Here is a 23134-nt window from a genome sequence, read left to right as displayed (position 1 = left end):
TTCGCATATCTGGAACAGGAGGACAACTATGCCCGCAACACCCACGTTCCGCACCACGACCAGGCATATGCTCAAGGAATCGAAGACCTATGCCTCGCAGACTTTGATGGGCGGCCTTTCCGGCTTTGAATCCCCAATCGGACTCGACCGACGTGACCGCCTTTCCGCCCTGAAATCCGGCGATATCGGCTTCGTCCACTCTTGGGACATCAACACCTCCGTGGATGGACCGGGCACCCGCATGACCGTATTCATGTCCGGCTGCCCGCTGCGCTGCCAGTACTGCCAGAACCCAGACACTTGGAAGATGCGCGACGGCAAGCCCGTCTACCTTGACGCCATGATCAAGAAGGTCGATCGTTACAAGGACCTGTTCAAGGCCACGCATGGCGGTATCACCTTCTCCGGCGGCGAATCCATGATGCAGCCCGCCTTCGTTTCGCGTGTGTTCCATGCCGCCAAGGAGATGGGCGTGCACACCTGCCTCGATACGTCCGGCTTCCTCAACACGAGCTACACCGACGAGATGCTCGAGGACATCGACCTGTGTCTGCTCGACGTCAAATCCGGCGACGAGGAGACCTATCACAAGGTCACCGGCGGCACCTTGCAGCCCACCATCGATTTTGGCCAGCGACTGGCCAAGGCCGGCAAGAAGATCTGGATACGATTTGTGCTCGTGCCGGGCCTGACCGACTCCGAAGAGAACGTCGAAAACGTGGCGAAGATCTGCGAGTCCTTCGGTGATGCCGTCGAACACATCGACGTGCTGGGATTCCACCAGCTTGGCCGCCCGAAGTGGCACGAACTGCGCATCCCATACCCGCTGGAGAACCAGAAGGGACCCAACGCCGCCACCCGCGAACGGGTGACCAACCAGTTCAAGGACCACGGCTTCACCGTGTTTTAAATTGCAGGGCCGAACCGCGCGTAAATACCACGATTCGGCCCGTTCGCCCATACCCTAGAGATATGGCCGACATCTACGCATTTCCTATGGGAGCGTCCAACGACGGACGCCTCGTACGCCCTCAGGGTGTGCCGGATGAAGTATGGGCAGCTGTCGAATCCGTCAGCACCATGAAGCGCATCCATGACGTGCGCTATCGGGAGATTCCCGTGCCTTCCACCTTGGCCGATTATGGTATCGGCGTGGAATTCGAAGCGGGAGAGTGTGCCCTCGGCGATGCCTTTTCCGCCGGTCTTGGCAACGATGCCGAATCACGAATCGCCACAGGCTGGATCATGATGCTTTATGCTCATGAGCTGCGCATTGACTGGGATTCCAACTGGCGTTGCGTGGCGTTCGCGCGGCTGCCGCTGGAAACCGCCGAAAACGATTCTCTGACCCCCGGCATGTACTGGGATGACATGTGCGACTATTTCGACGGCATCGAGCCGGATTCGGTATCCGGCACAGTCACCGTGACCCAGAACACGGCTTTTGGTTCGATGTCTGGCTCCACCAGCGCCGGGTGTGAGATTCGCGTCTCATGGACCCCGCTTGACGGGACCGGACCGGACGGTACTATGGACGCCGGCGCACAAATCCGCTCGTGGGCCGCATTCATCAGATCCACCATCCGTTTTGAGGAGGATGACGCCAGTTGAGTGACGTCCGTGACACCGAACCCCGACTGCTGAAAGAGCCTCGCGGGGGAGTGCCCGATGTCACTTCGACGCTGGATGGCTATCATCGTGCCTGCGATGCGCTGGCCGAGGCGACGGGCTCGCTGGCCGCCGACGCCGAACGTGCGTCTGGATTCCGCTATGGACATGAGGATTGGCTGATTCAGTTCAAACGTGAAGGGGCGGGCATCGCCTTGCTTGATCCCGTCGCCCTGACACGGGCCGGAGCTGACTGGAATGAATTCAATGACGCCGTGGGCGACGCTACGTGGATTCTGCATGATTCTCTGATGGACTTGCCCGGATTCGCCGAAATCGGACTCAAACCCAAGGCCTTGTTCGACACGGAAATAGCGGCGCGATTGCTCGGCCTGCATCGCTTCGGTCTGGCCGCCGTCACCGAACACTACCTCGGCATCACGCTGGCCAAAGAGCATTCCGCCGCCGATTGGTCCTACCGTCCGCTGCCGCGCGACTGGCGCAACTATGCGGCGCTCGACGTGGAGGTGCTTATCGAACTCGAAACCTTGATGCGTCGTGACCTGAAAGCCGCAGGCAAGGATGAGTGGGCCGCTGAAGAGTTTTCTCACGCTTTGGTTGCGGGCCTTGCCCCGCGCAAACCTCATCCGATTCCTTGGCTGCGTATCTCGCGCATCACCCAGCTGAGTCGTGATCCGAGGGGCTTGGCCATCGCCAAATCCCTATGGGAGGAGCGCGACCGGCTCGCCCGGCAATACGATATTGCCCCCAGCCTGTTATTGACCGATTCGTCAATCATTGAGGCCGCGACCAACAAGCCACACAATGCCGCCCAATTCCGCGCGCTCCGATCCCTGAACGAGCGTGTGCGCATCCATACCGGTACCGAGCAGGACAAAATGTTCGAGCGGTACGCGCCGATTCAGCGTACGGTCAAACCGAAGGTCTGGAAGCAGGCCATCGACCGAGCCATGGCCCTGAAGCCCACCCAATGGCCTACCATGCCTGCCCCCGAACAGGGCGAAAACGGTGTGGTGAACGCGCCCCGATCCATGCGGCTGTGGCAACAGCGCCATCCGGAGCGTTATGACCGTCTGCAACGGGTACGGCGTGTGATCAACCGCATCGCCGAAGACACCCGCACGCCGGCCGAGATGATCATCAAGCCACAGATCCTACGCAACCTGTGCTGGGTGGAAGACCCGGTGGAAGTGGACGTCGAGACGTTCCTGATCGAGCAGGGCGCAAGAAACTGGCAGGTGAAACTCATTGCACCGTCCGTAAGTGGCGTTATCATGTAGAGGTTGCCTTACGGCAGAACTGTAAGAAATAACGACTTTTGAGGAGTCATTAGCGTGAAGATCAGCGTTCGTAACCTCGAGCCCACCAAGGTGAAGCTCACCGTCACTGTTGAACCGGAAGAGCTCAACCCGTATCTGGATGCGGCCCGTAAGGAAATCGCCAAGCAGGTGAACGTTCCCGGCTTCCGTAAGGGCCACGTTCCCGGCAAGATCATCGACCAGCGCATCGGTTTCGCCGCCGTCGCCGGTGAGGCCGTGAACGACGCGGTCCCGGAGCTGTACTCCAAGGCCCTGGATGAGAAGAAGATTCGTCCGATGGCTCAGCCGGAGTTCGACGTGCAGGATGTTCCGCAGTCCGCCAACGACGAGACCAAGCTGAAGTTCACCGCCACCGTCGAGCGTCGTCCTGACATCGAACTGCCGGAAATCGACGGTCTTGAGATCGCCATCTCCAAGCCGGAAGTCAAGGATGAGGACGTCGACAAGCGCCTCGAGACCCTGCGTCAGCGTTTCGGCACCCTGGTCGGCGTGGATCGCCCGGCCGCCAAGGGCGACTTCGCCAACATCGACCTGACTGCTGAGATTGACGGCGAGACCGTCGACTCCCAGGAAGGCGTGAGCTACGAGCTCGGCTCCAACACCATGCTCGACGGTCTGGACGAGGCCCTTGACGGCCTGTCCGCCGGCGAGGAGACCACCTTCGAAGGCACGCTGGAAGCCGGCGAGCACGAGGGTCAGAAGGCCACCGTGAAGGTCAAGGTCAACTCCGTCAAGGCTGAGGAACTGCCGGAGCTGGACGATGAGTTCGCTTCCGAAGCTTCCGAGTTCGACACCCTGGACGAGCTCAAGGCCGACATCCGCAAGGCTGCCGCTCAGGACGCCGAAGGTCGTCAGGCCACCGAGGCTCGCGATGCCTTCATCGCCAAGCTGCAGGAAGGCCTCGAGATCCCGGTGCCGAAGGGCGTCAAGGCCAACATGGTCGCCGAACAGCTCAAGGGCATGACCCCGGACCCGGAGAAGGCCACCAAGGAGCAGAAGGCTCAGGCCGAGGAGACCGTGGAGAAGGACCTGCGCGACCAGATGGTGCTCGACGCCCTGGCCGAGAAGCTGGACGTTCAGGTGTCCCAGTCCGACGTGTTCAACTTCCTCGCTTCCATCGCCCAGCAGTACGGCATGGACCCGAACAACTTCATCCAGGCCATCATCAAGAACGGCCAGCTTGGCTCGGCCGTGCAGGAAGTCGCCCGCTCCAAGGGTCTGCTCGCCGGCATGCGCGCCGTCAAGTTCACCGCTGATGGCGAGGTTGTGGACCTCTCCGGCTTCCTGGGCGAGGCCGCTGAGGACGAAGAGTCCGAGTCCGTCGAGGCCGCTTCCGCTGCTGCCGCCGTGGCCGACGAACTGTCCGCCAAGGATGACGCCAAGGATGCTGAGTGAGCGTAGCCTCATCGCGTTAGCGTGATTGTTTGAGCCCGGAATCGTGTTTCACGGTTCCGGGCTCTTCATATTCTGGCAAAAGGACTATTTCTTTGGCTCCCCTCTTTGAGGGGAGCTGTCGAGCGTAGCGAGACTGAGGGGAGTTCCCAAGGCATACTCGTTGCATAGGGTGCGGAGGTTGACATGCAGCCAACGGTTACTATCAAACGCCTTGGTTGGCTCGCTGCGGCGACCATTGTGCTCGGCGTGCTCATCGGTGTGGGAGCAGGTCTGCTGACCCTGTTGCTCTACGGCGTTGAACATGTGCTGCTCGGCTACATCGAAGGCCCAGAATTGTCTGGTCCATTCGGCGTGCCCGCTGTACGCCGTGCGATATCGGTGACCGTGGGACTCGGCATCGCGGGCATTATCTGGCATCTGTTACGCCGCAAAACGACTGCGGTATCTTCAGTCAAGAAGGCCGTGGCAGGGGAGCGAATGCCTTTCTGGCAGACCATTGTGCATGTGGTGTTGCAGATTTTCATCGTCGGCTCCGGTGCCTCGATCGGCCGAGAAGTCGCCCCACGCGAACTCGGCGCCATGATCGCGCAACGTTTCTGCGACCTGTTCCATATCGAGGGCGTTGACGGCATCGACCGGCGCATGGTGGTGGCAGTGGCTGCCGGTGCCGGTCTAGGAGGCGTCTATGACGCGCCACTGGCCGGCATGTTCTTCGCCATCGAAATCCTATTGGTGGATGTGACGATCGAAAAGGTTGCCTTTGGACTGGGCATGTCTGCCATTGCCGCATTCGTGGCGGTTGCGATCAAAGGGCATTGCCTGTTCTACGACATTACCGCCATGCAACCGGAATCCACGCCAACGTTAATGCTGTTCGCTCTGATCTGCGGTGCGGCATGTGGAGTGGGCGGCGCGTTGTTCCGAAAAGGTTCGCAATGGGCGGAAGCGCACAAGCCGACCGGTAAGGCCATTCTGTGGCAGATGCCGCTGGCTGGTCTCATCACCGGTTTGGTGGCGATTGTTGTGCCGCAGGTGATGGGCAACGGCCGTGCCGCAGCGCAACTTGGATTCAGCACGTTCATTCCTGAAACCGCTGGCACTGCTGGTGCCATGCAGTCGGCATCTTCATCGGCCGCCTCTCCATGGAACTTGCTTACGGGCGGCGGTAATGTATCCGATTCGGCCTCTGGCGGGGGAGCGGGCTCTGGAATGGCCTCGTTCTGGGCCATGCTTCAGGGTGGGAGCGGCTCTTCTGGATCCGGGATGAACGCCGGTTTCCCGCTGTCCCAGTCCAATATCTGGATGTTGCTGGGTGTGTTGGCACTCACCTTTGTCACCAAAGCGCTGGTGACGCTGATGACCATTCGCTCCGGTGCATCGGGCGGTGTGCTGCAGCCCGGCATCGCATTAGGTTCCACGCTGGGTGCGATGCTCGGCCTCGTATGGATACTGATGTTTCCGACCGATTCGGTAACCGCGTGTGCCTTGATCGGTGCGGCTTCGTTGCTTTCGGCTTCACAGCAGGCACCGCTTATGGCCATGTGCTTGGTGATGGAGCTGAGCGAAGCGCCGATTAGCTTCTTTGTGCCGGTCGGCATGGCCGTGGCCACGTCGTCGTTGATATCAAAGTGGTTGCTGAGTCGTAAGTAAGTAGATACATATATTCTGGCTCCCCTCTCTGAGGGGAGCTGTCGAACACGGTGAGACTGAGGGGAGCCGAGGTAAAGAAAGCTATGTCAGAAAATACAGAAATTCGCTCGGCACTTGAATTGCTTGCCGCCGAGCCGCTCACTGAGCAGATTGACTACTATCGAAAGCCATTCATGGTGTTATGGGCCGCCATTCAGGAGGCAGCCAGCGATGTGGCCGAAGACTACGACTTACCTGCGGATATGGCCCAATTATGGGTGGCCGAACAGATGCGCCAAGTCGCCGATTCACTGGTCGATCGGCTCGCGGAAAAAGCCGTGGCCCATGGTGCCAGCAAGTCCAACGTAGCGCGAGCCGCCGGTGCCAGCCCCGCCAATGCCGCCCGTCGCTTCCCGCGTCTGGGCGACGATGCCGCCTCCCAGACCCGTCTCCTCATTGACGACGTCCTCGATACCCTTGAATAAAACCTCCCACTGATGAGGGAGGTGTCTCGCCGAAGTCGAGATGGAGGGAGAGAAGTCAACAAAAGACGAGGGAGGTGGCTCGACAAAGTCGAGACGGAGGGAGAGATATCCTACGCTACCCGCCAAAAAGCACGCGAAAAGCCGACTTCAGTCGCTTCAAGGCGGTAGTCTGAACAGTGTTCGAGTAATTAGAAGGAGAATCAAGGTGAGCAATACCTTTGCGACCTTGCCGGTCATGGCGGGCGATGACGTCCCGGCCGGCCCCGTCAACCCGATTTTCAACCGTCTGCTCAAAGACCGCATCATCTGGATGGGTGAAGAGGTCAAGGACGATATGGCCAACCGCATCTGCGCTCAGCTGCTGATGCTGGCCGCCGAAGACCCGAAGAAGGATATCTGGCTGTACATCAATTCGCCGGGCGGCTCCATCACCGCCGGTATGGCCATCTACGACACCATGCAGCTCATCGAGCCGGACGTGGCGACCGTGGGTCTGGGCATGTGCGCCTCCATGGGCCAGTTCCTGCTGAGCTCCGGCACCAAGGGCAAGCGTTACCTGACCTCGCACGCCCGTGTGCTCATGCACCAGCCCTCCGGCGGCATTGGCGGCACCGCCACTGACGTGCGCATCAACGCCGAGCTCATCATGGACATGAAGAAGACCATGAGCGAGCTGACCGCCGAACAGACCGGCCACACCCTCGAGGAAATCTACCGCGACAACGAATACGACCACTGGTTCACCGCCCAGGAAGCCCTCGACTATGGCTTCGTGGACAAGCTCGTGACCACGCCGGACACCATCGGCAACAACCAGCAGGGGGAGTGAGACTCATGGCAAGTGAAGAAGCAAAGTTCGCCGCCCGTGCCGACCGCTTGGCCGGCCGTCAGGGCGTAGCCGGTTTCATGCCGGACGCCGCCCGCGCAGCCCAGCCAGCGCCGACCAACCGTTACATCATGCCGCAGTTCGTGGAGAAGACCCCGTATGGCATGAAGACCCAGGACGCCTACTCCCGCCTGTTCGAGGACCGCATCATCTTCCTCGGCGTGCAGGTGGACGACGCCTCCGCCGACGACGTGATGGCCCAGCTGCTGGTCCTCGAATCCCAGGATCCGAACCGTGACGTGATGATGTACATCAATTCACCCGGCGGTTCGATGACGGCCATGACCGCCATCTACGACACCATGCAGTACATCAAGCCCGACGTGCAGACCGTGTGTCTCGGCCAGGCCGCCTCCGCCGCCGCCATTCTGCTGGCCTCCGGCACCAAGGGCAAGCGCCTGATGCTGCCGAACGCCCGTGTGCTCATCCACCAGCCGGCCATCGACCAAGGCTTCGGCAAGGCCACGGAGATCGAGATTCAGGCCAAGGAAATGCTGCGTATGCGCGAATGGCTGGAGGAGACCCTCGCCAAGCACACCGGCCAGGATGTCGAGAAGATTCGCCGCGACATCGAAGTGGACACTTTCCTGACCGCTCCTGAAGCCAAGGAATACGGCATCGTGGACGAGGTGCTGGAACACCGCCAGTAAAACTTCCGAACATTGCAATACCCTCGGTCGGCAACGACCGGGGGTATTGTATTTCAAGGATGACAATGATAATGCGCAGCGTGGCGGTTCGACGGTGCGGCGCGGTCGGCAAAGGAGAATCATGGGACGTGTGGTGAGCTACAACGAGGACGTACCCCGTTGCACGTTCTGCGGCAAAACCGAACGTCAGGTCAGAAAACTGGTGGCCGGTCCCAACGCCTCCATCTGCGATGAATGCATCGCCCTGTGCGTGGACATCATCTCCGAGGAGCGTGTCAAAGATGCCGAGGTCAATTCGCTGAGCCTGCCCAAGCCCGCTCAGATCTTCGATTATCTCAACCGCTACGTCATCGGTCAGGAGAACGCCAAGCGTGCATTGTCCGTGGCCGTATACAACCATTACAAGCGCGTCAATATGGAGCTTCAGGAGTCCGCTGAACAGCTCGACGGGAATAACGGGCACAGTGGCCAGACCGGCGAACAAGCCAAGCAATCCGCTCCCGCCCAGACGCGTGCTACCCGCCGCAGCAATGACCCTTTGGCTGGCGTCGAGGTCGCCAAGTCAAACATTCTGTTGCTTGGCCCCACCGGCGTGGGTAAAACCTATCTTGCGCAGGCGTTGGCCCGCGTAATGAACGTGCCGTTCGTCATCACCGACGCCACCACCCTGACCGAGGCCGGCTATGTAGGCGACGATGTGGAAACCGTGCTCCAACGTCTTCTCCAAGCTGCGGATGGCGACGTAAGCCGAGCCCAGCACGGCATCATCTACATTGACGAAATCGATAAGATCGCGCGCAAATCAGGTGAGAACACCTCCATCACCCGTGACGTGTCCGGTGAGGGCGTTCAGCAGGCGTTGCTGAAGATTTTGGAAGGCACCATCGCCTCCGTGCCGTTGGAGGGCACGCGCAAGCATAAGGAGCAGGACACTGCGCAGATGGACACACGCGGCATCCTATTCATCTGCGGCGGTGCGTTCGTGGGACTGACGGATATTGTTCGCAAGCGATTGGGCCGTCGAGAGACCGGCTTCGGCGCGAATTGGCACGACGCCGACATGAAAGACGAGGAATTGCTCGAACAGGTCAATGCCGATGATCTGGCCGAGTTCGGGCTGTTGCCTGAGTTCATCGGACGTTTGCCGGTCACCAGTGTGCTGAAGGAACTTACCGTAGACGATCTGACGGCGATTCTCACCCAGCCAGCCAACGCGCTGATCAAGCAGTACCGTAAGCTGTTCGCCGTCGACGGCGTCGACCTGCAGTTCACCGAACAGGCCATTCGGGCGATTGCTGATATCGCCATCAAGCAGGGGACCGGCGCACGCGGGTTGCGTTCGATTATCGAACGTACGTTGCAGGACACGATGTTCCAGTTGCCGAGTTTGGATGATGTGAAGCAGGTGATTGTGGACAAGGCGTCCGTAGAGGGTTCCAGTACGCCCAAACTCCTGCGCGAAGCCGTGGATGTGCCGCAGGGACGCCTCAAAGTTGCGTAGTCGGTTTTGCTTGACCGAGTCCGTACACATGCTGCGTGAGGCCAGTAAATACGCCGTTGCGGTGACGATTAAGATGATGCGAATCGCCGCAACACGCCGAGTTGCATTCAGCTGAACGGCGTGTATTATATATCGAGTTGTCTGAAAGACAACATGCGCCAGTAGCCCAGCGGATTAGAGCAGCTGACTACGGATCAGCAGGTCGCAGGTTCGAATCCTGTCTGGCGCACTCCCGAACCACGGGGACAACAGTGGTATGCGCCAGTAGCCCAGCGGATTAGAGCAGCTGACTACGGATCAGCAGGTCGCAGGTTCGAATCCTGTCTGGCGCACAGTAAGCCTCGAAAGCGAAATGCTTCCGAGGCTTTTCCAATTGTATTGGCCCGTTTGAGTCGGCCACACAGGGGTGGGGTAAGGTTGCTCTTCGCGACTCAGCCCGGAGCGGAACGTCCTGAGATATTCCGTACTATTACATACGGTTCATCCAAGAGAGTACAGCAAGGAGACGCGATGGCCACGACCGCCGGCGCGAAGAAGGGACTTTGGTCCACCATCAGGCGAATCGCCGCCTCAGACCGTATTTCCGGACTCATCATGCTCGGCTTCGCGCTCACCGGCCTGGTGCTCGCGAACCTGCCCGCCACCGCGCATGCGTTCGAGACCGTAGCGGAAACGCATCTGTTCATCCCCTACACCAATCTCGACCTGCCGATTGGCCATTGGGCCCAGGATGGTCTGCTTACCATCTTCTTCCTGACCGTGGGCCTCGAACTGAAGCAGGAACTCACCACCGGCTCGCTCGCCAATCCGAAAGCGGCCGCCGTGCCGATGCTGTGCGCGGTGGGCGGCATGATCGCCCCGCCCATCCTGTTCCTGGCCGTCACGGCATTGTTCTCTCAGATCGGGCCTGGTGAACCCGGCACGCTGATTCTGACCACCACCGGCAGCAGCATCCCGTTCTCGGAGATGTCGCACGGCTGGGCAGTGCCCACCGCCACGGATATCGCGTTCTCACTGGCCGTGCTCGCCCTGTTTGCCAAGGCCCTGCCCGGTTCGATCCGCGCGTTCCTGATGACGCTTGCCACCGTCGATGACTTGCTGGCCATTATTCTGATCGCCGTATTCTTCTCCTCGATCAACGCCTGGTATTGGTTCATCGGCATCGCCGTATGCGCCGCCATCTGGGCATACCTCGTACGACTGAAAAAAGTGCCGTGGATCGCGGTCGGCATCGTCGGCGTCCTCGCTTGGATCATGATGTTCGAGGCAGGCGTGCATCCCACACTGGCCGGCGTGCTGGTTGGCCTGCTGACTCCCTCCCGTGAAATGCACGGCGAACTTTCACCGCGTGCCGAACGCTATGCCAACAAGCTTCAGCCATTCTCCGCACTGCTGGCTCTGCCCATCTTCGCCCTGTTCGCCACCGGCGTGCACTTCGAGTCGGTGAGCCCGCTGTTGCTGGCTTCGCCGTTGGTTATCGCACTGATTGTGGCTTTGGTGGTCGGCAAACCTTTGGGCATCATCACCACCGCATGGCTGGCCACGCATGTGGGCGGGCTCAAGATGGCCAAGGGGCTGCGCGTACGTGACATGATTCCCGCTGCCGTCGCCTGCGGCATTGGTTTTACTGTGTCCTTCCTTATCGCTTCGCTGGCGTACAAGAACGCGGAACTTTCCGCTGAGGCGCGCTTCGGCGTGCTGGTGGCCTCCCTGATCGCCGCCGCGATTTCCGGTGTGCTGCTGAGCCGTCAGTCCAAGAGATTCGAGAAGGCCGCAGCCGCAGCAGCGGCCGATGCGGAGGATGACGAATCGATTGATGGCGATGGCGCTGGTCAGACCGGTCGCACCACAAAGTCCACCACGCCCACGGAACACCCCGGCACCCTCGCCGACGGCACCGCCAGTGTGGAGATTGACTTCCGCCACTGATGGCTTAGACGGTCCCTACTCCGTTGTTGGCCTTGTTTCGCGGAAAACGTACGCTGAGGCGCGCTCACCGTACGTTCTTCACGAGATGAGGCCTTATTTCGTGAAAACCGTACGCTGAGTGTCACTCACCGTACGTTCTTCACGAAGTCAAGGATGATTTCGCGGAAAACGTATGCAGAGCTTCAGGCGCTAGAATGCGAAGAGTCGATAGCACCGTACAGGAGGACATTGGATGGCAAAGAAGCAGAAGAAATCCAAGAAGAACGGCGGCAAAAAGGCCGCTGAAGCAAAGAATCCAGCCGAGGCCGCGTCCCAGTCCGCAGTCGTGGACGATATGGAACCATTGGAAGCCACAGCTGCGAATGATACGGCAACGTTGGAGGCTGAGACGGCAACTGAGGCTGCGGCCACACCGGTGAACCTGGTCGACTTGGAGGAGGCTTCGCCGCTGGGCGACACCTATCATCGCGGCCCGGTGATTCTACGCGGCCAGATGATTCCCTCGGACAACACCACCGCCAACCTGCTGAAACCCGACCGGGACACCGACTGGCTGCACATGGACCCATGGCGTGTGCTGCGCATCCAATCGGAATTCGTGGACGGCTTCGGGGCGCTCGCCGAGCTCGGACCTGCAGTCTCAATTTTCGGCTCCGCACGCACCCAGCGCACCGAATCGATCTACAAGGCGGCACGGCGCATGGGTAGCCAGATAGCCAAGCGCAACATCGCCGTCATCACCGGCGGTGGTCCAGGCATCATGGAAGCCGCGAATAGGGGAGCGGCACTGGCCGGCGGCAAATCCGTGGGACTCGGCATCGAATTGCCGCACGAGCAGGGGGTGAACCAGTGGGTGAACCTCGGCATGAGCTTCCGGTACTTCTTTGTGCGGAAGACCATGTTCGTCAAGTATTCCTCGGGCGTGATCGTGTGCCCGGGCGGCTTCGGTACACTGGATGAGATGTTCGAGCTACTGACCTTGGTCCAGACCCACAAGGTGGCGAATATTCCGGTGGTGCTCTACGGCAAGGAATACTGGCAGGGGCTCTTTGACTGGCTCAACGGTCCGGTGGCCGAGCACGGCATGATCTCGACGATCGACCCGAAACTGGTCACCGTAACCGACGACGCCGACGAAGCCGTGGACGTGGCCGTCAGCGCAATCGTGAGATAAGCGAGATAGAGTGGCTCCCCTCGGAGAGGGGAGCCAAGGACAGAGTTACTTTTTGTAGGCGATGAGCAGGCCGGTGCCGTCAGGGGTGAGCGTGGACTCGAAACCTTCGTCATCTTCGACGGTGGCGAGCAATTCACGCATGGCGATGGCCTTGTCGCTGCGGTCGGCCGGATTGATCACGCCGCCCTGACCGTCCTCCAACACCAGCACATCGGTGAACACGATCACGCCGTGCGCGCGCAGCAGACGGGAGGCCTGGGCGAACGTGGCGGCATAGTTCTCGGCGTCGCCCGCCACCACGATCAGATCGTAATCATTGGCGTTGAGGCGCGGCAGAAACACGCTGGCCGGAGCATTCACCGCACGCAACGTGGTGTCGGTCTCATCCTGCAGCTCGGCGAACGCCTTGCGAATCAGCGCGATGCCCTGAGCGGTGGAATCGACCGCAGTCAGCAGGCCCTTGCTATCCAGCGCATGGGCGAGCTGCAAGGTCTCCACCAGCGAGCCGGTGCCCACGGCGATGACCGAAGCGGCGCCGGTGATGCGCACCAGCATGCCCAGCAGACGGGCCTGCGCCGCCGAACCCTGCAACTGGCCGGACTCGTCGGCGGCCGTACGGGCGTCGGTCAACGCATCGGATTCACGTTCGCGCGCGTGTTCCTCGGTGAATTCCCATGCCTTGGCGAGGTTGGTGTACTGCGTTCTGTCCATAATTCGTTCCTTCATGTCTTCTCTCGTGCGGGCACCCGGCGGATGCATCGACGCATGTGCTTAGACGATCGCCGCAGCCAGCCGCGGCGCGGCTTAGCGCTCGCGGACCTTGGCCACGATCTGCCACATCTCCTCGCCCACATCGATGCCGCGCGGGCAGTGGCGGGAGCAGGCGCGCACGGACTGGCAGGCGGCCACGCCGTCGGCGGTGTCGATGGCATCCATACGCTCCATGGCCTTGGTGTCGCGCGAATCGTTGACGAAACGGGAGGCCCAAATCAGCGCGGCCGGGCCGATGAAGGCGTCGCCGCCGGCGTACACCGGGCAGGCGCCTTCGCACACGCCGCAGGCGATGCAGTTGCTCAGCAGCTCGTATTTGGCGAGTTGTTCGGGGTTCTGCAGGTATTCGAACACGTCCACCTTGCCTTCGGCGGTGGTGACGAGCACGCCGTCCGCCCGAAGATATGGGGTGAGTTTCCTGATCTGGTTGAGCATAGGGTCGATGTCGGCGATGAGGTCGCGCTGCGGCGGGAAGCCGGGCAGGGATGCCAGTTCGATGACTCCCAGTGAACCGTTTGCGGCCGAGTCCTGGTCGGCCGCCGCGTTCGCGACGTTTTCCGCGGAATCGTCGGATTCCTCAGCCTCGGTGCCGGTGTGTCGGAACCCTTCGTCATCGACTTCAGGCATGGCGCCGGGCTGCTTGGCCCAATCGCGGATGGTGGCCGTGCATAGCAGGGTGGGGGTGCCGTTTATTGCCACGGCATCCGAACCGCACATGCCATGACCGCACGAATAACGGAAAGCCAGCGTCGGGTCGACGGTGCGTTTGATGGTCAGCAGGCAGTCGAGCACGGTGTCCGAGGGGCGCGCGGGAATCGTGTATTCCTGCACCCACTGCTTGCCGCGCGGACGACGGCGTGCCGCCGAATCCAAGCCGCCGCCGAATGGGGAGCTTTTCTTGGCGAACGGGCTGCCGCCGCGTGCACGTTCGGCGCGCTCGGGTCGCGGCGTGAAACGATGCACTTGCAGGGTAACCGTCGTGTTGCTCGCCTCAGCCATGTTCTGCCTCCATGAAACAGTGGGATGTCAAGTCCAGTATTAGCCAACCTATTGTGCCACAAGCCCTAGGCGGCTTGGGTATTACCACCAGCGGATCAGTACTCGCGCTTCTTGGGCGGATAGTCGGTGATGTGCACCGGCTTGAAACTTACCGGACCATCATCGGCGACCATCGAGTGAGCAAGGAAATGCTCATCGTCGCGTTCGGGGAAATCAAGGCGTTGCATGGATCCGCGAGATTCCTGACGGGATTCGGAAGCGTGCAGCATGGCCTCGGCCAGTTCGATCAGATGACGGACTTCCCAGATGGCGGTGACCTCCTGATTGAAAGCGGCGGTCTTGTCATGGGCCCGCAAGGTATCGGCAACCGGCGTGATGTCGTTGTTGATCTGAGTCAACGCCGTATCGATGGCCTGAGCGGTGCAACGTACGGCCAGAGCCTGCTCCATCACTGATCCGAGTTGGGCCATGAGCTGATAAGGATTGGCAGTGGTCGTCCCATCGTCTGAATCACCCATTGGTCCGGCGAGCAGTTCGTCAAGCTCTGCCTTGCGAGAATCGGCAGCCTGATCGGCGGCATCGGTCAGCATGTCATCGGCCGAATCTTCGGCCATAGGGGAGTCAACCGGGTTCTCGGCGATGCGTGCGGCCATCGTCTGACCAGCGCGTGTGCCGAACAGGCAGGCGTCGAGCAGAGAATTGCCGCCCAGACGATTCGCACCATGTACGGAGACACAAGAGCATTCGCCAGCGGCGAACAGTCCATCGACTACCTGCACGGCACCGTCGGCCCAACGGTACACCTCGCCATTGGTGGTGATGGGGATGCCGCCCATCGTGTAATGCGCAGTGGGCTTGATGGGCACCAGGTCCTTGACCGGATCGAGGTTCGCGTACTGCTCGATGGTTTCGACTACCTGCGGCAGCACTTCCTTCATACGTTCGGGGTCGATGCCGGTCATATCCAGCCAGACGCAGTCCTTCGGACCATCCGGGTCCTTCGGATCGGCGACGCCGCGGCCGGCGTCGATCTCCGCCATGATGGAGCGGGAGACCACGTCTCGCGCGGCCAGATCCCTATGCTCCGGGGCGTAGCGTTCCATAAACGGCTCACCGTCGGCGTTCCTCAGGATGCCGCCCTCGGCGCGGGCCGCCTCGGACAGCAGGATGCCGGTGTGCGCGAGCCCGGTGGGGTGGAACTGCACAAATTCGATGTCCTCCAGCTGCAGGCCGGCGGCCAAGGCCAATGCCATGCCGTCGCCGGTCAGGTCCCAGGAATTCGATGTGGTATGGAACAGTCGGCCCGCGCCACCGGTGGCAAGAAGCACGTTGCGCGCGTGGATGGCCTGAATCTTGCCCGAATGCGTGTCAAATGCCACGATGCCGGCCGCCTGCTTGCCGTCGTCGGCGAGCACCAGGTCGGTCACATACCATTCCTCGGCGAACTCGACGCCGGCGGCCACGCACTGCTGCCACAAGGTGTGCAGAATCTGGTGGCCGATGCGGTCGGCCGCATAGGCGGCGCGCTTGACCGGGGCACCGCCGAACTCGCGCGTGTGGCCGCCGAACCGGCGCTGGGCGATATGCCCGTCATCGGTACGGGAGAAGGCCACGCCCTGACGCTCCAGGTTGATCACGGTCTGCGGCGCGTATTCGGCGAGCAGTTTGGCCGCGTCCTGGTCGACGAGCCAGTCGCCGCCCTTGATGGTGTCGTAGTAATGCCAGTGCCAGTCATCGGACTCCACATTGCCCAGGCTCGCGGCGATGCCGCCCTCGGCCGAACCGGTGTGCGAACGCAGCGGCTGCAGTTTGGAGACCACGAGGATCTTCGGGTCCACGCCTTGTTCCTTGAGCTCGGTGATTTTGGGGGAGCGCAGCAGTCCCAACGCCGCCGACAGGCCGGCCGCTCCGGCGCCGACGATCACCGCATCATACATATCTTCCAAACGTTTCGGACTCATGGGTTCGATTCTCGCACACCCGCCGAACAGTCTTCGAGCCGTGTCATGGAAGCCGATTAGCCGACACGGCTGCTCAGCTTGAGTATGCCGGCATCCCGCTCGATCACTCCCTTCAGCTCCAATGCGCCGAGTAGCTCAAGTATGGTGCCGATATTGGGAATCTCGTCGGGTACCGTCTCTCGCGCCACACGCAATAGTGCGTCCGGAGTGACGATGAGATGTCGTTTACGGCATTCACGAATCAATGCCACTAATGTGCGCTCCATTTCCGGCAGCTTGGCGATAATGATACGTTGTTGGGCTTCCTTCTCGGGATCGGGCTTCGGCTTGACACGAAGATCCGGCATCTGATGCGACGAGGGCAGCTCTTCACCCTTGCTCTTGTTGGCACCGGTCCCGGCGGTTGCGCTCGCCGGCCCATCCTTGGATTGAACGAGTGTAGGCTGAGTATGCTTGGTCTTAAGACGTTTCGAATGGCCTGGATCTTGTGACGACTCCTGTGACGCCGATGATTCCGAGGATGCTGGCGATAACGGAGTCGTTGCCGGCACTTCCATGGCCTCCTCGTTTTCGGACGAGTCCTGACCTGTGGATTTCGATATGCCTGGGCATACTCCCATAACGGGTTTGTGCCGTTCATGGCATATATCCTCGGTGGATGTGGCGGCACACAGAATCATCGCTCGGTGGTCGCCGATCATCTTATTGCACCCGGCGTTGCAAGGCTGATTGATGTCACCGGGAACCGCATACACTTCGCGCAGCAATTCACATGCCCATCCCGCGGTGTTGAGCGCTCCGGAACGCAACCGGGCTTGCGTCACAATCAATGTGGAAGACATGGCCGCGATAATGCGGTTGCGGAGTAGAAAACGACGGGCTTCGGGAATCGTCCCTGGACACAGTTCACTGATCAGTGCACCACCCTGTGCCTCGATACGTTCGAACAGCGTGCGGTTACGCATCGGTCCGATATGGTTGAGCCCGCCGGCGAATACGGCAACGGTTCTGCCCACATTGGCGGGCATTCTGCCGTGCAGCGCATTCAACGCTCCCCAATGTGCCGCCGCATCCGTTCCCATCGCGCCTCCGGACACGACCAGATGCCCGGCAACGGCTGCCTGTTCGGCTACGGTGTGCGCCACATACCGGCCATATTCGGTCACGTCCCGTGAACCGACGATGCCGACCGGTTTGGCGCAACTGGTCAATGCGCGTGGATCGCCTTTGATCCACAAACACAGCGGTGGCGCCCAATCGGAGCGAATGGACAGGTCGGCCAACTGCGAGGGCCAACATGGATGGCCAGGGCCGATAATCCATTGCGTGCCATCCATAGTGAACCAGTCAGCCAGTTGGATGATGTCTTGCGAGGGCAGGTCCATCATGCGGTTATGCCAGCCGGCCAGTGCATTGCGGAAGGAGCGCATCGCGTTCGCCGACGCCTTGCGGCCCCATCGAGTGAGGCCGTCCACGAACATGCGGTCAATACGTGACAGCGCCGGGCCGCAGATTTCAGATGGCTGGCTTGGATGGGATTGCGCCAACGCGTGCCAGAGGGATTCGGCGCTTTCCGCGCCTTTGAGCGTGGCGTACATCATCACATCCGCCCCATCAAGACAGAACGTGAGCGCGGCGCGGTATAACGTATCCGTGGGAGGCATGGGAATGGTGCGCGAAACAGCGAGGCCCGTATCGGTGTGATCCACACTGCCTGCGGTGCCGCCAGATTGTCGGATATCAGTAGCGTTACTCATGTCATCCTCGTTCTCATTTCGATGCCCTGATGGACGTCCTGCTCGGTGGGGGACACGCGGCCGGCCAGATCGGCGAGCGTCCAAGACAGACGCATGGCGCGATCGGCCCCGCGTAATGTGAGTTGATGATTGGACAGGGCCCGATTGACCAATTCCATCGCTTTCAGCGACGTATTGGCGTGCAGCCATTTTCCCGAAGCTTGCGCGTTGCACACCCATCCGTACTGTCTGAACCGGTCCTTGGCCACTTGACGGGCGCGAATCACACGAGCTTGTATTCCGGCACTGGACTCGCCGATTGGCTCGCTTTGCACGGCAATGCGCGAGACCGGTGGCACCGCCATCTGAATATCCACACGATCCAATATCGGTCCGGACAATCGCGAGAAATAACGTATACGGTCTTTTTCCCGGCAAGCGCAACGTTCGCCGGTGCCGTAATAGTATCCGCACGGGCAGGGGTTGGCCGCCATGATGAGTTGGAATGAGGCCGGGTAATAGGTGCTGCCTTTTGAACGGGAAAGCGCCACATACCCGGATTCCAATGGTTCGCGCAACGTCTGCAGGGCGCGTGCGCTGAATTCCGGTGCCTCGTCCAGGAACAGAATGCCTCGATGCGCGCGCGTGATCGCGCCGGGAACGGCGATGCCGCTGCCACCACCCACCAAGGCCGCCGTGCTGGCGGTGTGGTGCGGTGCCTCGAACGGCGGCATGTCGGTGATGCCGTACTGAGGCAGTATGCCGCACAGCGACCGAATCGATGCCACCTCCAGTTGTTCCGCCTCGTTCAACGGGCACATGATGCCGGGCATACGTGAGGCCAGCATGGTTTTGCCGCTGCCTGGCGGGCCGGTCATGATGAGATTATGTCCGCCTGCCGCCGCCACTTGCAGCGCCCATTTGGCATGTTCCTGACCCAGAACCTCGTTCATATCGCCACAATCGTTGGGATGGCTTGTGGGCGATTGATCCATGGTGGTCTCGTCGGCAACCGGTGTATCAGTAATCGTATAGGTGGCATCACCGCCCAGCAGTTCGATGAGCTCACCCACATGCCTCACGCCCACTACATCCAGTCCATCCACCATCGAAGCCTCGTCAAGATCGCGATGGGGAACAATCATTTTGCGCACGCCACGTTCCTCGGCATGCAGCATGATCGGGAGCAGCCCATGAATCGGCAGCACCGAGCCGTCAAGATTCACTTCGCCGAGCACAATGGTATCTTCCAAGCAATCATGCCCTATGGCATCCGCCGCGCATAGGACGCTGGCCGCGATGGCCAGATCATGCGACGAACCACGTTTGGGCATGGCCGCAGGGCTCATGTTCACGGTCACGCGGGTTTGCGGCCAACCGAATCCAGTGGCTTGACACGCCGATTTCACGCGCTCGCGGGCTTCGGACAACGATGCATCCGGCAATCCGATGATGCTGAAGTATGGCAAGCCAGGGCTGATGAAAGCCTGCACTTGGACGATGAAGGCCTTAAGGCCGATCAGTCCGACTGAGAGAGTGCTGCCGATAGCCATGTCTACTCCTTTCGCAATGTGTTTCGCAACGTGACTGTTTTTTGGGGGACGAATTCAGAAGGCGTTTTCGATGTGATGCACGAGCGGTCTGCCCACCCGAAGCACGATGGTGACGACATCGAAACGGACTGCCGTATGCGGCACACGATTACGCCGGTCAAGCAGCCAATCGCAGGCGGCTTTCCTGAGATTGTGCTGTTTCACCGGCGTGATGGCCTCTTGCGGATATCCGTAATGCATGGACCGGCGTGATTTCACTTCGACGAACACCACCGTGTACTCGGGATTGAGCATCACGATGTCCAATTCGCCGTAACGGGTATGCCAATTGCGGCTCAAGGTCGTCCAACCGTGTTCCTCCAGCCACGCGGCGGCATACTGCTCGCCGAGCGCACCGAACTGTTTGGGCGTCAGATTGCGGTCGCCCATCGTGGCCGCAATCCGTTCCGAAGGCAGCGTTGCCTGCGGATCAGGTGAAGCCAGCATGGGCTGGTGAAAGGCAAGACCGGCGTCGATGCCGGACTTCGTCGTCGGCTGGGTAGGTGGTAAAGCGTTCATGATTCCACTGTGCGGGTTACATATGTAAGAGCACAAGCGCAACCGGCAAATGTGGATACTATGACGCGGTTTGGCGTGTTGTGGATAACGTGTGGATGAAAACCCGGTTATCCACCATTAGTTCAGAAGGTTTACCAAGGCTCCCCAGCCGACTTACCTGTGATGACAAACAACCCGCCGAGTTGTTCGCTGAATACGTCAGACCCAGTGAGCGGAGAGGGGAGCCAAGGTGCGGTCACTTCACCAAATCGGTGAGTTCGCCAAGGTTCAGTTCGAAGCTGACGCCACGATCCTCGAAATGCGGCTGGTCACGGGTGCTGACCATGGCGTGTCGCACGAACTCGCCGGCGATTTCGGCCGACTTGGCCAAGCCGCGGCCGGCCATCACCGCGCCGCACAGGGCAGATGCGAAGGCGTCACCCGTGCCATGAATCATGTATGGCAGCTTTTCATGAGCCAGCTCGATCTTGCCGGCAACACCGGTGGAAGCGCTGGCCACATAGTTGACGATTTTGCCATCGCCATGGTCGATGCCCTTCAACACCACGTTCTTGGCACCCAACTTCAGCAGAGCACCAAGCAGCTCGTTAACCGTGGCCTCATCAATATTCTGGCCAGGATAGTCACGCTTGGTGAGAATACTCGCTTCGGTGAGGTTCGGCATCAACACGTCGGCACCATCGGCCAGAGCGCCCATTGCCTCGCACAGCTCCGGTGTATACGTGGGGTACATTTCGCCGGCGTCTCCCATCACCGGGTCAACCAGACGTAGCGCGTTCGGATATTCACGGTAGAGACGCTGAATGATCGCCACCTGATCGGGGGAGCCGAGGAAGCCTGAATACACGCCATCCAGTTCCACGTCTTCCTTCTGCCAGGCATCCAAGTAACCGGAGAGAATATCCGTGGTGTCGTGGAACGTGAACACTGCATAGCGCGTGTGCGCCGAGAACAGGGCGGTCGGCACCGGGCACACATCGCAGCCTGCGGCCGAGAGAATCGGAATCGCGGCGGTCAGCGAGCACTTGCCGTAGCCGCACATGTCGTGCACGGCGGCCACGCGCGGAATATAGCTCGGATCACGGTCATACAGTGTTACATCGGTCATGTCTGTTCGAACCCCTTCACCATGTTGGCGGAATAATTCATTGGCGATGTTTGACTGTAGTCGTTCGTCATGTAAACCATGTAACCGGGCGGCAGAAAAATGAAACAGACGTCATCGCCGAGCGGGCAAACCGTCTTGGTGATGGGTGGAACAAGCAATCATCACGGACGCTTGAGCCATGCGCGAAAGGCATGGTAGCGATATCACCGTGACCGCAGTCGAACGTGAAAGCGCATGCGCGCGGCCCGGTGTGTCGCGATAATTTCAACGACTTTTCCGTGACTCTTGACAGTCTCTCACGTCAATGATTCCAAGGCTTTATAAGCCCCTATAGGCAAGCCCGATAACGTTCGGCTTGCGTCGCGCGGCCCAAGCGTCGTAACTTCATAACCAACACCTCGCCAACCACCCGAACACGGCAGGCGGGCGGCAAGGAAAAATCCTCGCGACCTAGCATAACCAAGGAGAAATACCCATGGCCGAGAACAACAAGAAGTACCGTTTTGAAACCCTGCAGCTGCATGTGGGCCAGGAGCAGGCCGACCCGGCCACCGATTCCCGCGCAGTGCCGATCTACGCCACCACCAGCTACGTCTTCCATGATTTCGATCACGCCGAGGCACGATTCGGACTGTCCGACCCGGGCAACATCTACGGCCGTCTGACCAACACCACCCAGGGTGTCTTTGAGGACCGCATCGCCGCCCTTGAAGGTGGTACCGCAGGCCTTGCCGTCGCCTCCGGTGCAGCCGCCGTGGAATACGCGGTGCGCAACATCACCCAGTCCGGTGATCACATCGTCGCCGCCAAGAACATCTACGGCGGCACCTTCAACCTGCTGCGCCACACCTTGCCGCGCGACGGCATCACCACCACCTTCGTTTCCGCCGAGAACCCGCAGGAGTTCGAGGATGCCATTCAGGAGAACACCAAGCTCGTCTACTTCGAGACCTTCGGCAACCCGAACGCTGATCTGCCGGACTTCGAGGCAATCTCCGAAATCGCCCACAAGCACAACCTGCCGGTGATCGTCGACAACACCTTCGCCACCCCGTACCTGTTCCGCCCGCTGGAGCACGGCGCCGACGTGGTGGTTGAATCCGCGACCAAGTTCATCGGCGGCCACGGCACCACTTTGGGTGGTGTGATTGTTGAAGGCGGCAACTTCGACTGGAATGCGGTTCCGGGCAAGTTCCCGACCCTGACCGAGCCGGACCCCTCCTACCACGGCCTGAACTTCTACGAGGCTCTCGGCGGCACCGCCTTCGTGACCCGTATCCGCGCCATCCTGCTGCGCGATACCGGTGCCACCCTGTCCCCGTTCGCCGCCTTCCTGCTGCTGCAGGGCACCGAAACCCTGTCCCTGCGTGTTGAGCGCCACGTCCAGAACGCGCTGAAGGTCGTCGAGTACCTGCAGACCGTGCCGGAAGTCGAGTCCGTTTCCCACCCGTCCATCCCGGGCCGTCCGGATCACGACCTGTACGAGAAGTACTTCCCGAACGGAGCAGGCTCCATCTTCACCTTCGATATCAAGGGCGGAAAGGATGCGGCTCGCGTCTTCATCGACAATCTGCACCTGTTCTCTCTGCTTGCCAATGTGGCCGACGCAAAGTCCCTCGTCATCCACCCGGCTTCCACCACGCACTCCCAGGAGACCTTGGAAGAGCTCGAGGACCAGGGCATTCACCAGGGCACCATCCGCCTGTCCATCGGCACCGAGAACATCGAGGATATCCTCGATGACCTGAAGGGCGGCTTCGAAGCCCTTCGCGCTTCCGGCTTGGCCAAGTGAGGTCGACAGAAAGGTTGACAGCCCGATGAGAAGGGGCGCGATGCTAATGGGGTGCATCG

Annotated in this window: 19 protein-coding genes and 2 tRNA genes; 14 read left to right on the top strand and 7 right to left on the bottom strand. The window is 60.5% G+C overall.

Features of this window, described 5'->3' with window-relative positions:
• Positions 1-28 precede the first annotated feature (28 nt).
• The 13 genes from pflA (at position 29) to MMB48_RS07445 (ending at position 12597) form a co-directional block, all read left to right on the top strand.
• Positions 29-910 (top strand): pyruvate formate-lyase-activating protein, encoded by an 882-nt coding sequence (pflA, locus tag MMB48_RS07505; RefSeq protein WP_032744334.1) that lies wholly within the window; start codon positions 29-31, stop codon positions 908-910.
• Between the two features lie 62 nt (positions 911-972).
• The gene (locus tag MMB48_RS07500) at positions 973-1611 is read left to right on the top strand and encodes a DUF3000 family protein (RefSeq protein WP_032744333.1); all 639 of its coding nucleotides are present in this window, start codon (positions 973-975) and stop codon (positions 1609-1611) included.
• The gene (locus MMB48_RS07495) at positions 1608-2909 is read left to right on the top strand and encodes an HRDC domain-containing protein (RefSeq protein WP_032744332.1); all 1302 of its coding nucleotides are present in this window, start codon (positions 1608-1610) and stop codon (positions 2907-2909) included. The genes MMB48_RS07500 and MMB48_RS07495 overlap by 4 nt, the downstream gene beginning before the upstream one ends.
• Before the next feature lie 54 nt (positions 2910-2963).
• Positions 2964-4343: a trigger factor gene (gene tig, locus MMB48_RS07490; protein ID WP_032744331.1), complete on the top strand. Its 1380-nt coding sequence runs from the start codon at positions 2964-2966 to the stop codon at positions 4341-4343.
• 183 nt (positions 4344-4526) lie between these two features.
• Positions 4527-5993 carry a chloride channel protein gene (locus MMB48_RS07485; RefSeq protein WP_032744330.1) on the top strand — a complete coding sequence of 489 codons (1467 nt, stop codon included), beginning with the start codon at positions 4527-4529 and terminating at the stop codon, positions 5991-5993.
• Positions 5994-6076: 83 nt separating this feature from the next.
• Positions 6077-6457, top strand: coding sequence for a hypothetical protein (locus tag MMB48_RS07480; RefSeq protein WP_007052057.1), 381 nt, complete (start codon positions 6077-6079; stop codon positions 6455-6457).
• A gap of 205 nt (positions 6458-6662) precedes the next feature.
• Positions 6663-7286, top strand: coding sequence for an ATP-dependent Clp protease proteolytic subunit (locus tag MMB48_RS07475; protein ID WP_080714783.1), 624 nt, complete (start codon positions 6663-6665; stop codon positions 7284-7286).
• Positions 7287-7291: 5 nt separating this feature from the next.
• Positions 7292-7993, top strand: a complete 702-nt coding sequence (locus MMB48_RS07470) for an ATP-dependent Clp protease proteolytic subunit (RefSeq protein WP_032744329.1) — start codon at positions 7292-7294, stop codon at positions 7991-7993.
• 121 nt (positions 7994-8114) lie between these two features.
• A complete protein-coding gene (gene clpX / locus MMB48_RS07465) occupies positions 8115-9494 on the top strand; it encodes an ATP-dependent Clp protease ATP-binding subunit ClpX (RefSeq protein ID WP_032744328.1) in 1380 nt (459 codons plus the stop codon).
• A gap of 155 nt (positions 9495-9649) precedes the next feature.
• A tRNA-Arg gene (locus MMB48_RS07460) sits at positions 9650-9723 on the top strand.
• Positions 9724-9752: 29 nt separating this feature from the next.
• Positions 9753-9826, top strand: a tRNA-Arg gene (locus MMB48_RS07455).
• 178 nt (positions 9827-10004) lie between these two features.
• Positions 10005-11423: a Na+/H+ antiporter NhaA gene (locus MMB48_RS07450; RefSeq protein WP_013140568.1), complete on the top strand. Its 1419-nt coding sequence runs from the start codon at positions 10005-10007 to the stop codon at positions 11421-11423.
• Between the two features lie 232 nt (positions 11424-11655).
• Positions 11656-12597 (top strand): TIGR00730 family Rossman fold protein, encoded by a 942-nt coding sequence (locus tag MMB48_RS07445; protein WP_032744327.1) that lies wholly within the window; start codon positions 11656-11658, stop codon positions 12595-12597.
• Between the two features lie 45 nt (positions 12598-12642).
• Here the strand turns inward: MMB48_RS07445 and MMB48_RS07440 are convergent, their stop codons facing one another.
• The 7 genes from MMB48_RS07440 to MMB48_RS07410 form a co-directional block, all read right to left on the bottom strand.
• The gene (locus MMB48_RS07440) at positions 12643-13308 is read right to left on the bottom strand and encodes an O-methyltransferase (protein WP_032744326.1); all 666 of its coding nucleotides are present in this window, start codon (positions 13306-13308) and stop codon (positions 12643-12645) included.
• A gap of 93 nt (positions 13309-13401) precedes the next feature.
• A complete protein-coding gene (locus tag MMB48_RS07435) occupies positions 13402-14367 on the bottom strand; it encodes a succinate dehydrogenase/fumarate reductase iron-sulfur subunit (RefSeq protein ID WP_032744325.1) in 966 nt (321 codons plus the stop codon).
• Between the two features lie 95 nt (positions 14368-14462).
• On the bottom strand, positions 14463-16328 hold the full coding sequence (locus tag MMB48_RS07430) for an FAD-dependent oxidoreductase (protein ID WP_032744324.1): 1866 nt from the start codon (positions 16326-16328) through the stop codon (positions 14463-14465).
• Positions 16329-16384: 56 nt separating this feature from the next.
• Positions 16385-18085, bottom strand: coding sequence for a DNA-processing protein DprA (locus MMB48_RS07425; RefSeq protein WP_050496261.1), 1701 nt, complete (start codon positions 18083-18085; stop codon positions 16385-16387).
• On the bottom strand, positions 18082-19617 hold the full coding sequence (locus MMB48_RS07420) for a YifB family Mg chelatase-like AAA ATPase (protein WP_032744323.1): 1536 nt from the start codon (positions 19615-19617) through the stop codon (positions 18082-18084). The genes MMB48_RS07425 and MMB48_RS07420 overlap by 4 nt, the downstream gene beginning before the upstream one ends.
• A gap of 54 nt (positions 19618-19671) precedes the next feature.
• Positions 19672-20175: a YraN family protein gene (locus MMB48_RS07415; protein ID WP_080714780.1), complete on the bottom strand. Its 504-nt coding sequence runs from the start codon at positions 20173-20175 to the stop codon at positions 19672-19674.
• 235 nt (positions 20176-20410) lie between these two features.
• The gene (locus MMB48_RS07410) at positions 20411-21283 is read right to left on the bottom strand and encodes a pyridoxamine kinase (RefSeq protein WP_012577998.1); all 873 of its coding nucleotides are present in this window, start codon (positions 21281-21283) and stop codon (positions 20411-20413) included.
• Between the two features lie 475 nt (positions 21284-21758).
• Between MMB48_RS07410 and MMB48_RS07405 the strand changes: the two genes are divergently transcribed.
• Positions 21759-23075, top strand: coding sequence for an O-acetylhomoserine aminocarboxypropyltransferase/cysteine synthase family protein (locus MMB48_RS07405; RefSeq protein ID WP_032744322.1), 1317 nt, complete (start codon positions 21759-21761; stop codon positions 23073-23075).
• Positions 23076-23134: the final 59 nt, after the last annotated feature.

It is taken from the genome of Bifidobacterium sp. FKU, assembly GCF_026016385.1.
In the GTDB taxonomy this organism is placed as follows: domain Bacteria; phylum Actinomycetota; class Actinomycetes; order Actinomycetales; family Bifidobacteriaceae; genus Bifidobacterium; species Bifidobacterium infantis.
The sequence above is the reverse complement of the archived record's forward strand: the minus strand, read 5'-3'. Positions and strand labels throughout refer to the sequence as shown.

Coding starts and splice junctions, on each gene's coding strand:
- pflA (WP_032744334.1), top strand. CDS start 29: ATGCCCGCAACACCCACGTTCCGCACCACGACCAGGCATATGCTCAAG.
- MMB48_RS07500 (WP_032744333.1), top strand. CDS start 973: ATGGCCGACATCTACGCATTTCCTATGGGAGCGTCCAACGACGGACGC.
- MMB48_RS07485 (WP_032744330.1), top strand. CDS start 4,527: ATGCAGCCAACGGTTACTATCAAACGCCTTGGTTGGCTCGCTGCGGCG.
- MMB48_RS07480 (WP_007052057.1), top strand. CDS start 6,077: ATGTCAGAAAATACAGAAATTCGCTCGGCACTTGAATTGCTTGCCGCC.
- MMB48_RS07470 (WP_032744329.1), top strand. CDS start 7,292: ATGGCAAGTGAAGAAGCAAAGTTCGCCGCCCGTGCCGACCGCTTGGCC.
- clpX (WP_032744328.1), top strand. CDS start 8,115: ATGGGACGTGTGGTGAGCTACAACGAGGACGTACCCCGTTGCACGTTC.
- MMB48_RS07450 (WP_013140568.1), top strand. CDS start 10,005: ATGGCCACGACCGCCGGCGCGAAGAAGGGACTTTGGTCCACCATCAGG.
- MMB48_RS07445 (WP_032744327.1), top strand. CDS start 11,656: ATGGCAAAGAAGCAGAAGAAATCCAAGAAGAACGGCGGCAAAAAGGCC.
- MMB48_RS07440 (WP_032744326.1), bottom strand. CDS start 13,308: ATGGACAGAACGCAGTACACCAACCTCGCCAAGGCATGGGAATTCACC.
- MMB48_RS07435 (WP_032744325.1), bottom strand. CDS start 14,367: ATGGCTGAGGCGAGCAACACGACGGTTACCCTGCAAGTGCATCGTTTC.
- MMB48_RS07430 (WP_032744324.1), bottom strand. CDS start 16,328: ATGAGTCCGAAACGTTTGGAAGATATGTATGATGCGGTGATCGTCGGC.
- MMB48_RS07425 (WP_050496261.1), bottom strand. CDS start 18,085: ATGAGTAACGCTACTGATATCCGACAATCTGGCGGCACCGCAGGCAGT.
- MMB48_RS07420 (WP_032744323.1), bottom strand. CDS start 19,617: ATGGCTATCGGCAGCACTCTCTCAGTCGGACTGATCGGCCTTAAGGCC.
- MMB48_RS07415 (WP_080714780.1), bottom strand. CDS start 20,175: ATGAACGCTTTACCACCTACCCAGCCGACGACGAAGTCCGGCATCGAC.
- MMB48_RS07410 (WP_012577998.1), bottom strand. CDS start 21,283: ATGACCGATGTAACACTGTATGACCGTGATCCGAGCTATATTCCGCGC.
- MMB48_RS07405 (WP_032744322.1), top strand. CDS start 21,759: ATGGCCGAGAACAACAAGAAGTACCGTTTTGAAACCCTGCAGCTGCAT.